We start from the raw sequence: 13,859 nt of genomic DNA on the forward strand, positions 1-13,859 counted from the left end.
TGCGGTAACCTCTAAGAGCTTTCGCGCCGCTAGCTCAGTTGGTTAGAGCAGCTGACTCTTAATCAGCGGGTCCGGGGTTCGAGTCCCTGGCGGCGCACTGTCGAAGCCCAGGCCGGTACATCCGGCCTGGGCTTTCGTCATTCGCCGATCGTGCCGGCGGCGGTCGGCGCTCCGAACCGGCCGAAAGTGCTACTCGAGCGGCGCCGACCGCACTTTCGGCTGATGCCGCGCCAGGCCCGGGCCTCGCAGGATCGAACCATGCCATACAGAAATCCGCATGCCGCGCCGAGAGCCGGGGCCCTCACCAGCCGTCGGAGCAGTGGAAAGCCGACGCTCCGGACTCCAATCCTGCGGGCCGGCCTGGCCGCGGTCGCAGGACTGCTCACCCTGACGGTCCCCGCCTCCTGGACGCCGGTGTCCGCCTCTCCCGGATACGCCTCCGCCGGCTCTTCGGTCACGTCGAGCAGCACACCGTATCTGCCTGAGCCGACCGGTCCCCATCCGGTCGGCACGACGTCCCTGTGGCTGAAGGACACCTCGCGCCCCGACCCCTGGGTCCCTTCGGCCAAGTCGAGGGAGCTCATGGTCTCCCTCTGGTATCCGGCGAGGTCCGGGAGCGGACGGCGTGCGCCCTACGTCACGCCCAAGGAGTCGGAGCTCATCCTGAAGGGCAAAGGGGTGACGGGCGTGCCGTCCGACGTGCTGAGCAGAACGCGGACCCACGCGTTCAGCGGCGCCGAACCGGCGGGACGTGCACACACCCTGCCTCTTGTCGTGCTCTCTCCCGGCTTCACCGACCCCCGAAGCTCGCTCACCGCCCTGGCCGAGGAACTCGCGAGCAGAGGCTACGTGGTGGCCGGCATCGACCACACGTACGAGACCTTCGCCACCACGTTCCCCGACGGGCGGCTTGCCACCTGCGCCGCATGCGAACTCGAAGGCGTCGACGACTTCGGTGAGAAGGCGGTGGAGAACCGGGCGGTCGACGTCTCCTTCGTGATCGATCGGCTGACCGGTCCGCGTGCCAGGTGGAAGGGCACCTCCCTGATCGACGCGTCCCGGATCGCGATGGCGGGCACGTCCCTCGGAGGCGCGAGCGTCGCAGAGACGATGCTGAAGGACTCCCGGGTTCGCGCCGGAATCAACATGGACGGCCTCATGTTCGCCCCGATCCCCGCGAGCGGGGTGGCGCGCCCGTTCCTGTTCCTGGGCCAGCCGCTACATCGACCGGGTGGCGAGGACGCCACATGGGACCGTGACTGGGCACACCTGACCGGTTGGAAGCGCTGGCTGGTGGTGGCCGGAGCGGTGCACCCGTCCTTCAGCGATTACGACCTGCTGGCCCAGCAGATCGGCGTCGACCTCGGCAGTGAGCTCGCTGGAAGCCGCTCGGTGGACATCACCCGCAGGTACGTCCGAGCCTTCTTCGACCTGCATCTGGGCGGTAAGCCCCAGCCCCTGCTGGACAGGCCCTCGGTGCGCTACCCGGAGGTCGGGTTCTGCTCGCCGGAGACGAAGACCTGCACATAGAGACGGCTGGGTTACAGGAGTCGTCGATCAACGGCTCCGGGGTTCGAGTCCCTGGCGGCGCACCACACCGGGAAGCCCAGGCCGTTCGGCCTGGGCTTCCCGCGTTACGCGGGTGGCGCGCAGGGACGCGAGCAGCTGGAGGCGCTCGGCGTCCGCGGTGCCGGGCTCGGCCGTGTAGACGAGCAGGACCGGCCCGGGATTGCCGGGCAGGGGATAGACGTCCCAGTCGAGGGTGAGGTCGCCGGCCTGCGGGTGCCGGAACAGCTTCGTCCCGTGGACCGTCTCACGCACCTCGTGCCGGGCCCAGAGCCGGCGGAAGTCCGCGCTGCGGATGCTCAGCTCACCGATGATCGTCGTGGCGCGCGGGTGACTCGGGTCCGTCGCGACGGCGGCCCGCAGCATGCCGATGTACTGCAGGGCGGTGGTCTCCCAGTCGGGGCAGCGCACCCGGGTCCCGGGATCCTCGAACAGCGCCATGAGCATGTTCCGCCGCCCCGGCGGCAGGGTGTCCGGATCGCCGAGCAGCGCCTCGGCGAGCGTGTTCCACGCGAGCACGTCGAGGTGCCGCCCGAGCACGACCGCGGGAGTGTTCATGACGTGCAGCAGGCGCCGCGTGCTGTCCGGCACGCGTTCCGGGGCGCGGCGCGTGCGGACGGCCGCCGGCCGCCGTGCCGCCCGGGCGAGGGTGAACAGGTGGCGGCGTTCCTCGTCGCCGAGGTCCAGCGCGGAGGCGATGGCGTCGAGCACCTCGTCCGAGGGCCGCACCTCACGGCCCTGCTCCATGCGCTGGTAGTAATCGGTGCTGAGCCCGGCCAGCAGCGCGACCTCCTCGCGCCGCAGGCCGGCCACCTTGCGCCGGGGTCCCGGCTCCAGGCCGACGTCCTGCGGGCGCAACCGGCCGCGCCGGGCACGCAGGAAGTCGCCGAGCTCACGGGCGTACGGGTGGTCGACAGCCATGCCGACAGTCTGCCGGTGCGGTCCGCGCCGAAGGTAGGTCTGCGGTTCCCAGGCAGACGCGTACGACCGAATCCCGGCGATCTCGTCCTAGCGTCGCCGCCATGAGCGATTGGAACGCCAGTCACATCCCGGACCAGCACCGCCGGGTCGCCGTCGTCACCGGCGCGAACTCGGGGCTCGGCCTGGTCACCGCGACCGAACTCGCCCGGCACGGGGCACACGTCGTGATGGCCGTGCGCGACACCGTCGCCGCCGAGCGGGCGGCCGAGACGATCCGGCGCTCCGCGCCGCGGGCCGAGATCGAGGTGCGTGAGCTCGACCTGGCCTCGCTCGCGTCGGTGCACGCGTTCGCGAAGGATCTGGCCGCCGCCTTCCCGGCGATCGACCTGCTGGTCAACAACGCCGGCGTGGTCCTCCTCGGCCCCGCCCGCACGACGGCCGACGGGTTCGAGCTTCAGTTGGGCACCAACATGCTCGGGCACTTCGCCCTCACCGGCCTGCTGCTCGGCAGTCTCGGCCGGGCGGAGGCGGCACGGGTGGTCAGCCTCAGCTCGATCACCCACAAGAACGCCAACCTCGACTTTGACGACCTGATGTCACGGCGGGACTTCAACGCGAGCCGCGCGTACGGCCGGTCCAAGCTCGCCACCACCGTCTTCGGCCTCGAACTCGACCGCCGCCTGCGCGCAGCGGGCTCACCGGTCGTCAGCGTCGTCGCGCACCCCGGGCTGTCCAGGAGCAATCTCACCCCCCGGGCCTGGGGGTACCGCCCTCGGACCGGGCGGATCTTCGCCCGGCTCGGGCTGCTGGTGACGCAGTCGCCCGAGCGCGGGGCGCTGCCCCAGCTCTTCGCCGCGACCGCGCCCGGCGTGCGCGGCGGCCAGTTCTTCGGACCGGCCCGCCTATGGGAGACGCGCGGCCCGGTCGTGGAGGTCCGCCCCAGCGCGGAGGCGGCCGACCCGAGTGTCGGGCGACGCCTCTGGACCGCCGCCCAGGCCCTGACCGGCGTCACCTACCTCTGACCCTGCGGCCTGGCTAGGCTCGGTCGGTGTCCGAGACCTATGAGAGGCAGGTGTGATGGTCGGCTACCACACCCGCTGGGTGCGACCGGAGGCGCCGGCTGAGGATCCGGAGCGCATCGCCATCCGCGAGGCGCTGGCCTTCGGCAAGGCCTTGTACGACAGGCGTACCGCACTCGGCCTGAGCGTGGCGCAACTGGCCGAACGCGCGGGGATGGCGAGGACGACATCGAGTGCATCGAGGAGGGCGGTACGGCGCCGACGGTGCCGCTGCTCCGGCTTCTGGCCGCCGCTCTCGACGCCGACGTCCGGCTGACCCCCGGTCACGACGTGGGCTCGCTGTGGTTCGAGGCCCACGCCGCCTGACATAGCACCTTCGCGGGCTCCGCGTGTGTGGGATGGGCGGCGTTTCAGGCGGGGGCGCTGAGGGTGCGGATCCGGCCGAACTCGCCGTCGTATCCGGGGTCCTTGGCCACGTCGCCGTTCCGCAGGCGGCCGATCGCCTCGGCGAGCCGCGGTGAGCAATCGGCGATGGCGTCGAGAGGGAGGTCGCCGAGTATCGCGAGCTCGGGCCCGAGCGCGGCCACGAGCCTGTCGGTCTCCGCGCTCACCTTCTTGCTCTTCGGGCCCACCCCCAGGGTCTCGGCCACGAGATCCGGGAGCGGGACGAGGTTGCGGAAGCCCGCCGCGCCGCGCGGGCTTCTGCCCGCCGGGCGGTCCGCGAGGTCCTCGACCCTGCTCAGCACGCCGACCGTGAGCTTCCTGCCGCATATCGGGCAGAGGCCGCCGAGCTTGCGCGTCTCCTCAGGGTCGAGCCGCACGCCGCACTTGCGGTGGCCGTCGACGTGGTACTTGCCCGCCTCGGGGAAGAACTCGGTCGTGCCGCGCAGGCCGGCGCCGGTGCGCAGGGCCCGCTCGATCGCGAAGTAGTCCAGGTCGGTCTCGAAGACGGTGGTCTCGCGGCCGACGATGGGCGGCGAGTGCGCGTCCGAGTAGCTGACCAGCCGATATCCGTCGAGGCCGGAGACCTGCCACATCATGGCGGGGTCGGCGGACAGCCCGGTCTCCAGCGCGAAGACGTGCTCGGTGAGGTCGCCGAAGCACTCCTCGATGCTGTCGAATCCCGATTTCGAGCCGAGCACGCCGAACCACGGCGTCCAGACGTGCGCCGGCACCAGATAGGCGCCCTCGCCGCAGGCCAGGACGGCCTCCAGCAGGTCGCGGGAGCTCATGCGTACGGTGGGCCGGCCGTCCACGCCGAGGTCGGCGACCTTGGCGAGCCCTCGGTCGAACTCCTCGACCTGCTCGAATCCCGGCAGGTAGACGAGGTGGTGGATCTTCCGGGAGCGGCCGCCCTGGGAGTAGACGGTGGAGATCTCCACCGACAGCATGTACCGCACGGGTGCGGTGGCCACGCTGCCCGGCAGGGTCGCCGCGACCTCGCGGTCGAGGTCGTCGCGCAGCCGGAACAGTCCGGGCTCGGCCGGCACGAGAGCCGTACGGAGCCGGTCCAGCCAGGCCGGGTGGGTGAAGTCGCCCGTGCCCATGAGCGTGACGCCCTTGCGCCGGGCCCACCAGGTCAACTGCTCCAGGTCGCTGTTCTTGCTGCACGCGTAGGCGTACCTGGAGTGCATGTGCAGGTCGGCGTGGAAACGCACGGTGACCTCTCCCGTCGGCGTGACCGTGGATCTACCAGTTTGCCGATCAGGAGAGGTCCAAACGCCCGCAAGTCCTCCTCCCGTCCGGATCGCTCGGACGCGGCGCCGGGACGCGGGTCCCGGCGCCGGCGTCAGAGGAGGGTCAGGGGATCAGTAGAGCTTGTTGTCCGGCACCGGCAGGTCGATCTGCTGGGGACCGTGCCAGGTGCCCTTGTCCTTGACGATGTCGTCGCCGTTCAGCGCGTGGCCGATGCCGAGCACGAGCGGAATCTCCACCCGGCTCTTGTGCAGGTCGACGGTGACGGTCGTGCCGGTGGCCCGCTCGCCGCTGTAGTTCGAGTCGGTGCCGGCGATCACCAGCCCGATCCTGTGGCCCTTCTTGAAGACGTACTCCTGCGGCAGCGTCTTCCACTTGACCTGCGCGTACGAGCCGGGGGTCAGCGGCGACGACTCGGAGAGCGAGTCGCGGTTCTGCGCGTCGATCCAGCCGCGCGCCACGATCTCCAGCGGACGCGTGGCCAGGTTGGTGACGACCTTCTTGTAGCAGGCGTCGTCGGCGGCGGTGCTGTCGCCGTGGCAGTCCTCCTCGGCGAGGGTGGTGACGCCCTGCCCACGGCGCCAGTCGACCCGGGTGTCCTCGCCGAAGTCGACGAGAAGCGCGGTCAGGTTCGAGGTCGGCTTGTCGAGCGAGACCCGCAGGTCCACCTCGGGCGTGCCCGACATGCGCAGGTCGCGCGGCAGCTCACCGGTGGTGAAGGCGATCCGTCCGGGCTTGGCCGTGCCGGCGTCGGCGACCATCGCGTCCTCCGACTGGCGGACGTCGGTGAAGCTCGCGGTCTCGCCGTTCTTGCCGGGCTTGAGGTTCAGCGAACCGTCGGCCGACGGACGGAAGAAGTGGGTCGAGGCGGCAGGCGTCGGCCAGTCGCTCTGGGTGACCCACTCGGCCGGGCCGACCTGCACGTCGGCGCGCGGCTCCTGCATGATCCCGTTGTCCACGCCGAGCAGCCAGCGGTCGAACCAGCGGTGCAGCGTGTCGACCCACAGGTCACGACGCCCCTCGAAGTCGAAGGGGTCCACGTGCTGATACTGGCCGACCCAGATCTTGCGCGGCACGTTCCGGTCGGCGAGCGCCTGCCACCACACCGAGAAGTTGTCGGGCTTGACGTTGAGGTCGTTGACCGTGTGCACGACGAAGACGCTGGCGTGCACCTTCGACGCGTCGCCGAGCGACCCGGCGACGTAGTCGCGCTCGGCCCAGAAGCCGTTGTAGTTCCCCGTGGTGTCGTCGGCGTCGACGTCCAGCTGAGCCCGCTTCGCCGCGCACTTGGCGGCCGGGTCGGTGTCGACGGCCCGGGACAGGTACGACATGTAGTTGTAGTTGTAGATGACGCCGTTGGAGCGCTGGTACTTGTACCAGGAGCTGATGGCGGAGATCGGGACGATCGTCTCCAGGCCCTCGACCCCGGTCGCCGCGACCGCGTTGGCCAGCGTGCCGTCGTACGACTTGCCGATCATGCCGGCCTTGCCGGTGCTCCAGTCGGCCACCGCGGGGGAGCCGTCGTCGTGGTAGGCGGGGGCGCGGCCGTTCAGCCAGTCGACGACCGCCTTGCCGCCCAGCACGTCGGCCTTGCCGCCCACGTCGGGGCAGCCGTCGGACTTCGTGGTGCCGACCATGTCGACGTTGAGGACGGCGTAGCCGCGCGGCACGAAGTAGTTGTCGTAGAACAGCGGGAACTTGAGGGGCTCGCCCGCCGCGTCGTACGTCTTGCGCTCGGACTCGTTGCCGCGCCCGGAGTTGTCGTAGTAGGGGCTCTCGTCGATGATCGTCGGCACCTTGAGCCCGGGCCCCGACTCCCTGGGCCTGATGATGTCGACCCTGACCCGGTCGAGGCGGCCGTCGGAGTCGCTGTCGACGCTCGACTCGACGTAGACGTGCTCGCGAACGGCGTCGGCGTAGGAGAAGACCGGTTGGGTGCGTCCCTGGTCGACGGTGATGGCCGGACCGTCGGCCGCGTGGGCCGGGACCGCGCCGATGGCGGTCAGGGCGACCGCGGCGATGGCTGCTCGTAACAGCACGGAGAGCCTCCAGAAGGGGTGTGGAAATCCTCCGCAAAGTTCCATGCATGCCGGTATGCCGACAAGATCCCTTTATGTGATCGACATCACCTTGATCCTGCTGTGTGACAGAAGTGGTTCACGAGGGGTCGAAGAGCGTTGTGAAGCTGTGCTCAGCTCTCCGGGCTGACGAACACCGGCGTGTCGGAGACGGCCAGGCGCAGCATCCGGTCGCGGACCTCGACTGCGTGCGGCTCGCCGAAGGCGTCCACGGCGGTCGCGGCGGACGCCGGCCAGGGCCAGGAGACGGCGACGGGCGGCCGGTCCTCCCCGCCGGCCGTGTCGCCCGCCGTGTCGCTCCGGTTCCACAGCACGAGTAGCGGCCCCCGTCCGGCGCGCTCGACCTCGAACGCGTACAGGCCGGACAGGTCGGCGGACTGGACGCGGGTCACCCGGCGGGCCCCCGCGAGCTGCGCGGCGAGCAGGGCGAAGGTGTCCGCCGCCGGATGGCGGGCGGCGAGTTCGCCGTCCCGGTAGCCGAGCATGGCGAGCTTGCCGAACATCAGATGCATGATCTGCAGCGGGTCGGCCGGGCCGGGCACCTCGGGCGCGAGGTTCCAGTAGAGGGTGCGGCGGACCCCGGCGGCGAGCGCCTGCAGGGTGCACGCGACGAGCTGGCGGCAGTTGATCCGGTGGCGTCCGGCCTCCAGCTCCGGCGGGCACCCCTCCATGAACATCAGCAGCCGGGGCGGCAGCTGCGGCATCCGCGCGTACAACGCGGCCATGGCCCGCCGCTCGGGGGTGTCCTGCCGCGCCCTGGCGGCCAGTTCTTCGGTGCTCTGCACCGGTGCTTCGCCGGCGAAGGCCTCGGCGAACACCTCGTACATGACGGCCTGAGCCTCGGGGAACTCGAACGGCACGGGCGCGGCGTACTCGCCCACCACCACCGGCCTGAGACAGCCGTGCGCCCGCATCAGTTCTCGCACGGCCTCGATATGGGCGGGGACCGCGGCGGCGTCGCCGTACAGGTGCACGTCGAACAGGTCGAAGGCGTCCCGGCCGCCGGACAGCACCTGCTCGAAGAAGCGCCAGGGCTCGCTGCCCGCCTCGCTGCCGAGCACGTCGTAGCCGCACCCGCCGAGCACCACGGCGGCCGCGGGGTCGGCCTCCTTCACCGCGGCGTACATGACCCTCAGCTGCGCGACGTACTCGTCGGCGGTCCCCGCCCACAGCAGGTCGGTGTTGCTCGGCTCGTTGTCGCACTGCCAGTAGTGCACCCGCCCGGCGCAGCGGCGCACCACCCGGCGGACGAACTCGGCGTAGGCGTCCAGGTCGTGCGCGGGGGAGGGCGGCAGGAAGTCGGTCGGCGTCCGGGTCGCCCAGGGGGAGCTGGAGCACAGCGTGATCCACACCTCCTCGTCGCCGTCGAGCTGGCCGAGCAGCGCGTCGACCACGTCCCAGCGGTAGCGGCCCGGCTCGGGCTCGACCTGGCTCCAGTACACGTACGCCCGGACGATCCCGGCGCCCAGCGATCGGGCCTGAGGGATGAACGTGCCGGGCGGGCCGAACAGGCCGTAGCTGACGCCCCTCACGACGCCCAGCCGGATCCCCCGCGGTTCGTACGCGTCGGTCGTTGCCTGCGCCATCGGTGCCTCCGGTGTCAGTAAGTTTATGACGTACACAAGGAGTGTATGCCGTAAACTTACGGCATGGGAGAGGGAGAGACGAACGAGTTCCCGCTGATCTGGACGCAGCCGCAGACGCAGACGCGCAGGCGTGTGCTGGACCGGGAGAAGGTCGTGGCGGCGGCGATCGGCGTGGCCGACGAGGCCGGACTGGACGGCCTGACGATGAAGGCGGTCGCCGCCCGCCTCGGGCCGTACTCGCCGATGGCTCTCTATCGGCACGTGCACAGCAAGGAGGGCCTGTTCGACCTCATGCTCGACGCGGCCACGGCCGAGATCCCGCTGCCCGGGGAGCCCGGCGGCGACTGGCGTGACGACCTGCGCACGCTCGCCCTGGAAACCCGGCGGATGACGTCGAGGCATCCCTGGTTCGCCGTGCTGGTCCACGCCCGCCCTCCGGCCGGCCCGCACATGATGCGCAGGCTGGAGTTCATGCTCACCGTCCTCGTACGGCAAGGGGCGACCGTCGGCGAGGCCATGACCTACGCGGCCCTGGTCGATCGGCACATTCTCGGCAGCGCCCTGCAGGACAGCGAGGAGGCCCGTCAGGAGCGGCGCCAGGGCCTGGACGACGACGCCCGGCTCTACGCCGCCATCGCGGCGCTGCGCGAGCTGGCCGCCGCCGACGGCGGCCTGCCCCATTTCACGGAATGGCTCACCCATCCGGCGGGTCCCACGCCGGAGGAACGCTTCGCGATCGGGCTCGACTTCGTCCTCGACGGCATCGCCGCCCGGCTGGCCTGATCGCGGCTACCGCCGGGTGGTGCTCTCCCACCTCAGTTCGCCCTTGACGACCTTCGGCCGCCAGCCGCGGATCGGCCTGCCGGTCTCCAGCGACCTCGTGGTCGCCTTCAGCAGCGCCAGGTAGGACGGCCACACGACGTCGCCCTCCAGGGTGAGGCCCTCCTCGTTGAAGAACTCGCCCGTCTTCCCGGTACGCGTGTCGATGAAGAAGTTGCCGCCGTCGTTCGCGTGGGCGAAGGGGATCAGACGGCCATGCCACCAGGAGTCGTCGAGACCGATGTCGCAGAGCATCTTCCACTCGCTGCGGATGTCCTTGGCGGACATCAGCTCGTAGAAGGGGGCGGGGCCGAACCCCCACGAGCCGGCGCCGTCGTGCCGCAGCAGCGAGGCGCGCAGGTCGTCGGGGAAGCGCAGCCCCATCGCCGCTTCCGACCTGGCGATGTCCAGGGGGCGGGCCGGCGGCAGCAGACTCTTGTATGTGACGGGCGCCTTCCGGGCCAGCCACCGCTCGATGCGCCGCCACACCGCGTTCACCTCGGCGGTGACGCGCGGCCCCGGCACGCGCGCCCGGGTCGTACGGCCGGGCGTACGGCGGGACGGCAGGCACCCGCCGGCCCGCAATTCCTCGGCCGTCGGCTTCTCCGGGGTCGGCTCCTCCGTCGGCGTCGGGGTGGGGGACGGCCGGGGGCCGCCGGCGCAGCCTTGCCGCAGGGGCGCGGGCTCCTCGGCCCAGCGCAGCTCGCAGCCCGCGGTGACGACCGGGTACCAGTCCCGCAGCGCCTTGCCCCGCTCCAGCGCGCCGGCCAGCGCCTCCAGCATCGTCAGATGCGACGGCCAGCCCATCGGGCCGTCGTACTTCACCTTCTCCCGCGCCCTGGCCTCGCCGACGCGGCCCGTCCGCGGCTCGACGAACAGCTCCCGCCCGGTGCCGTCGCTGCCGACGGCCAGGAAGCTGCCGTGCCATGTCCCGTTCTCGGGGTCGGCCGCGTCCAGGTCGCCCTCCATCACCAGCTCCTGGCAGTACCCCCAGTTGATGGAGTCGATCTCGAAAAGACCGAGCAGGCCGTACGAGGGCGGGAGCTGGAACCCCGCACCCAGGTTGCCGTCGGCGCCGTCATGCCGGAGATAGGAGACGTACAGGTCGTCGGGAAGGCGGCGGCCGTTGTCCGTCTCCCATCCGGCGAGGTTCTGCGGGTCGGCGCCGAACTTGAGCTTCCGCAGCGTGGCCGAGGCGTGCGCGCCCAGCCAGCGTTCGATCCGGTCCCACGCCTGGTTCACCCGCGCGGCGGTCGCCGGATCGGGCGTACGCGGGATGTAGGTGGGTTCGGCGCTCACGAGGCTCGGGTCCTGCCCCATATCGGGGCCGAGCTCGGCCTCGTCGTCCCACTGCACCGGCGGGCACCCGATGCTCTTCGCCTCCTCGGGGGTGAGGGCGTTGGCCTTCATCTCGGCTTCGAACTCGGGGTCGTCACAGGACAGCGACACGGTGTTGACCATGGACATGGAGAAGCACATCACCGTCTCCTCCACGAGGTCCGGTTCGCCCGCTAGCCCGGCCATCAGGAGCGCGCCCACGAGCGCCGGCCATAAGACACGTGCCCACCGTGATCTGATCACCGGCGCACTGTATCGATCTTGCTGGTCAGCCGCAGGTGCCAGATGATCCGTTCTTGGAGGTCCTCGCCGGCCGGGCTCGAACCGGCGCCGTCCAGCCCGACTTCTCCGGATCGAGCCCCGCCGTACTGCAGGCCGCCTCGACGACCGCACGGGTGCAGGACGCCGTGCGGTGCTTGATGCCAGCCATGATGTCCGCCGTGCCCGCCGGGAATCGATCGGTTTAAGCAGTTGGGTGTACAGGCCGGGACGGGGGAGACTTCGGCATATGGAGACCATCTCGGCGGCGCGGCTCACACTCCGGCCGCTGACCGCGCAGGACGCGGACGAGATGGCGGAGGTGCTGGCGGGGGAGGAGCTGTACGCCTTCATCGGCGGAGCCGCGCCCACCCTGCCGGAACTCCGCGCCCGGTACGCCGCGCTCGAAGCCCGCCGCTCTCCGGACGGACGGCAGGAGTGGCTCAACTGGATCATCCGCCGCGACACCGACGGCAGGGCGGTCGGCTACGTGCAGGCGACCGTGGTGGACGAGGGGCGGCGGGCCGAGGTCGCATGGGTCGTGGGGACCGCCTGGCAGGGCCGGGGCTACGCCTCGGAGGCGGCGGCGGCCCTCGCCGGGTGGCTGCGTGCGCGCGGCGTCGCCCGCATCGAGGCCCACATCCATCCCGATCACCACGCGTCCATGGCGGTGGCCGGCCGGATCGGCCTCCTGCCCACCGACCGCATCGAGGACGGCGAGCGCCTGTGGACCTGGGACCGCCTGGTTCCATGAAGTCTTCGGCGTTCCTCAAGGAGGCGGCATGGAGACGGCGGAGTGGTACAGATACTTCGCGGAGCGGGAGGTCAGGGGGCACAGCGCGGCCTACGAGGCGCTCGCTCTCGGGATCGCGGCCGACCCGGGGCTGCTCGAACTGATCGACGGCCTGCCGGAGCCGAAGCGGCAGCCGAACCTGCTGCTGGCCGCCGTACGCTTCCTCGGCGGGCCGTACGACGAGTTCGGCCGCTTCCGGGAGTGGACCGTGAGCCACTGGGCCGAGGTACGGGAGACGATGCTCGCCCGGCGGACGCAGACCAACGAGGCGGGCCGGTGCGCGAGCCTGCTGCCGGTGCTGGCGGCGCTGCCGCAGCCGCTGGCCCTGGTGGAGGTGGGCGCGTCAGCGGGGCTGTGCCTCTACCCCGACCGCTACCGCTACCGCTACGACGACGGGCCCGAGATCGGGCCGGCCGGAAGCCCGGTCCTGCTCACCTGCCGTACGAACGGGAAGGTGCCGGTGCCGGAGCGCCTCCCCGAGGTCGTGTGGCGGGCCGGACTGGACCTCAACCCGATCGACGTACGCGACGACGAGGCGGTGCGCTGGCTGGAGTGCCTGGTGTGGCCGGAACAGACGGACCGGCTCGCGCGGCTGCGCGGTGCGGTGCGGATGGCGCGGCAGGACCCGCCGCGCCTGGTGCGCGGGGACGCCGCGGCGGCCCTGCCCGATCTCGTCGCCGCCGCGCCCGCCGGGGCGACGGTCGTCGTCTTCCACAGCGCGGTCATGCCCTACCTGGACGCCGAGGCGCGGGACCGCTTCGTCGCACTCGTACGCGGTCTCCGAGCAGGCGGACTGCCCGTGCGGTGGATCTCCAACGAGGGCTCGCCCCGGCTGCCCTTCCTTCTTCCGAAGCTGACGACCGACCTGCCGGAGAGGCGGCTGGCGTTCCTGCCCGCGCTCGACGGCGAACCGCTCGCGATGGCCGGGCCGCACGGCGAGTGGCTGGACTGGCTCGCCTGAGCAGCCCCCAAGCGGCGCGGCGGATACTGGCGGCATGACCGTTTACGACCAGATCGGCAGGACCTACCGCGCCGCGCGCAGGCCCGATCCGAGGCTCGACGACCAGATCACCGTCGCGCTCGGGGACGCCGCGACGGTCGTCAACGTGGGGGCGGGCACGGGATCGTACGAACCCCCGGCCACCCTGATCGCGGTCGAGCCGAGCACGGTGATGATCGCCCAGCGGCCGCCGGGGTCGGCGCCCGTGGTGCGCGCCCAGGCCGAGGCCCTTCCCCTCGCCGACGGCGTGGCCGACGCCGCGATGGCGATCCTGACCGTGCACTACTGGACGGACCTCGGGGCCGGGATCGCCGAGTTGCGCAGGGTCGCGCGGCGCCGCGTGGTGATCCTGACCTGGGACCAGGAGCGCACCCGTGACTACTGGTTTTTCAGGGAGTATCTGCCCGAGGGCGCGGCGCTGGACGACGCCCGCGCCGTCCCGATCGCCGATCTCGTCCGGCTGCTCGGCGGCGCTCGGGTCGAGCCGGTCCCCATCCCGCACGACTGCACCGACGGGTTCGGCGCCGCCTATTGGCGCAGACCCGAGGGCTATCTCGATCCCGTGGTCCAGGCCGGCATGTCCGTGCTCGCCCAGCTCGATAAGTCGGTCGTACGGCCGGCCCTGGACCGGCTCGCGGCCGACCTGGAGTCGGGCCGATGGCACGAGCGCCACCGCGACCTGCTCGGCCTGGAGGAGTACGACGCCGGATACCGGCTTCTCGTCGCCGATCTATGAGCCGATCTGTGAGCCGATCTGTGAGCCGGGGCGTGGGATCCGCACCGCGG

Annotated in this window: 11 protein-coding genes and 1 tRNA gene; 7 read left to right on the forward strand and 5 right to left on the reverse strand. The window is 71.4% G+C overall.

Translation table 11 applies throughout. The features are described 5' to 3' along the window. Positions 1–23: 23 nt before the first annotated feature. Positions 24–97, forward strand: a tRNA-Lys gene (locus ACIBK1_RS23580). Between the two features lie 161 nt (positions 98–258). Further along, positions 259–1,530, forward strand: a complete 1,272-nt coding sequence (locus ACIBK1_RS23585) for an alpha/beta hydrolase family protein (protein ID WP_081903247.1) — start codon at positions 259–261, stop codon at positions 1,528–1,530. Positions 1,531–1,557: 27 nt separating this feature from the next. Here the strand turns inward: ACIBK1_RS23585 and ACIBK1_RS23590 are convergent, their stop codons facing one another. Further along, positions 1,558–2,487: a helix-turn-helix transcriptional regulator gene (locus tag ACIBK1_RS23590; RefSeq protein WP_051761280.1), complete on the reverse strand. Its 930-nt coding sequence runs from the start codon at positions 2,485–2,487 to the stop codon at positions 1,558–1,560. Positions 2,488–2,588: 101 nt separating this feature from the next. Between ACIBK1_RS23590 and ACIBK1_RS23595 the strand changes: the two genes are divergently transcribed. Beyond that, entirely contained in the window at positions 2,589–3,509 is a 921-nt protein-coding gene (locus tag ACIBK1_RS23595) for an oxidoreductase (RefSeq protein WP_030505897.1), read from the forward strand. Between the two features lie 407 nt (positions 3,510–3,916). Here ACIBK1_RS23595 and ACIBK1_RS23600 read toward each other — a convergent pair whose 3' ends face one another. The 3 genes from ACIBK1_RS23600 to ACIBK1_RS23610 all read right to left on the reverse strand — a co-directional run bounded on the left by ACIBK1_RS23600 (position 3,917) and on the right by ACIBK1_RS23610 (position 8,865). Further along, on the reverse strand, positions 3,917–5,164 hold the full coding sequence (locus tag ACIBK1_RS23600) for an endonuclease Q family protein (RefSeq protein WP_396737662.1): 1,248 nt from the start codon (positions 5,162–5,164) through the stop codon (positions 3,917–3,919). Between the two features lie 150 nt (positions 5,165–5,314). After that, positions 5,315–7,240: a Xaa-Pro dipeptidyl-peptidase gene (locus tag ACIBK1_RS23605; RefSeq protein WP_396737665.1), complete on the reverse strand. Its 1,926-nt coding sequence runs from the start codon at positions 7,238–7,240 to the stop codon at positions 5,315–5,317. A gap of 152 nt (positions 7,241–7,392) precedes the next feature. Further along, positions 7,393–8,865, reverse strand: a complete 1,473-nt coding sequence (locus tag ACIBK1_RS23610) for a hypothetical protein (protein ID WP_396737668.1) — start codon at positions 8,863–8,865, stop codon at positions 7,393–7,395. Between the two features lie 63 nt (positions 8,866–8,928). Here ACIBK1_RS23610 and ACIBK1_RS23615 point away from each other — a divergent pair, with 63 nt between their 5' ends. Further along, the gene (locus ACIBK1_RS23615; RefSeq protein ID WP_030505893.1) at positions 8,929–9,648 is read left to right on the forward strand and encodes a TetR/AcrR family transcriptional regulator; all 720 of its coding nucleotides are present in this window, start codon (positions 8,929–8,931) and stop codon (positions 9,646–9,648) included. A 6-nt stretch (positions 9,649–9,654) separates the two neighbouring features. Here ACIBK1_RS23615 and ACIBK1_RS23620 read toward each other — a convergent pair whose 3' ends face one another. Continuing rightward, positions 9,655–11,265 (reverse strand): SMI1/KNR4 family protein, encoded by a 1,611-nt coding sequence (locus tag ACIBK1_RS23620; protein WP_396737671.1) that lies wholly within the window; start codon positions 11,263–11,265, stop codon positions 9,655–9,657. 265 nt (positions 11,266–11,530) lie between these two features. On the opposite strand from ACIBK1_RS23620, the gene ACIBK1_RS23625 reads away from it, so the two are divergent. Genes ACIBK1_RS23625 through ACIBK1_RS23635 form a run of 3 tightly spaced genes read left to right on the forward strand, consistent with a single transcriptional unit; the run spans position 11,531 to position 13,809 of the window. Beyond that, a complete protein-coding gene (locus ACIBK1_RS23625) occupies positions 11,531–12,034 on the forward strand; it encodes a GNAT family N-acetyltransferase (protein WP_396737674.1) in 504 nt (167 codons plus the stop codon). Between the two features lie 28 nt (positions 12,035–12,062). Further along, positions 12,063–13,034, forward strand: coding sequence for a DUF2332 domain-containing protein (locus tag ACIBK1_RS23630; RefSeq protein WP_396737677.1), 972 nt, complete (start codon positions 12,063–12,065; stop codon positions 13,032–13,034). Between the two features lie 34 nt (positions 13,035–13,068). Further along, positions 13,069–13,809 (forward strand): class I SAM-dependent methyltransferase, encoded by a 741-nt coding sequence (locus ACIBK1_RS23635; RefSeq protein ID WP_396737680.1) that lies wholly within the window; start codon positions 13,069–13,071, stop codon positions 13,807–13,809. Positions 13,810–13,859: the final 50 nt, after the last annotated feature.

The organism is Microbispora rosea (assembly GCF_044460045.1).
GTDB classification, from domain to species: domain Bacteria; phylum Actinomycetota; class Actinomycetes; order Streptosporangiales; family Streptosporangiaceae; genus Microbispora; species Microbispora rosea.

Excerpts from the sequence above, each read along its gene's own strand:
- ACIBK1_RS23585 (WP_081903247.1), top strand. The coding sequence starts at position 259 with ATGCCATACAGAAATCCGCATGCCGCGCCGAGAGCCGGGGCCCTCACC.
- ACIBK1_RS23590 (WP_051761280.1), bottom strand. The coding sequence starts at position 2,487 with ATGGCTGTCGACCACCCGTACGCCCGTGAGCTCGGCGACTTCCTGCGT.
- ACIBK1_RS23595 (WP_030505897.1), top strand. The coding sequence starts at position 2,589 with ATGAGCGATTGGAACGCCAGTCACATCCCGGACCAGCACCGCCGGGTC.
- ACIBK1_RS23610 (WP_396737668.1), bottom strand. The coding sequence starts at position 8,865 with ATGGCGCAGGCAACGACCGACGCGTACGAACCGCGGGGGATCCGGCTG.
- ACIBK1_RS23615 (WP_030505893.1), top strand. The coding sequence starts at position 8,929 with ATGGGAGAGGGAGAGACGAACGAGTTCCCGCTGATCTGGACGCAGCCG.
- ACIBK1_RS23625 (WP_396737674.1), top strand. The coding sequence starts at position 11,531 with ATGGAGACCATCTCGGCGGCGCGGCTCACACTCCGGCCGCTGACCGCG.
- ACIBK1_RS23630 (WP_396737677.1), top strand. The coding sequence starts at position 12,063 with ATGGAGACGGCGGAGTGGTACAGATACTTCGCGGAGCGGGAGGTCAGG.
- ACIBK1_RS23635 (WP_396737680.1), top strand. The coding sequence starts at position 13,069 with ATGACCGTTTACGACCAGATCGGCAGGACCTACCGCGCCGCGCGCAGG.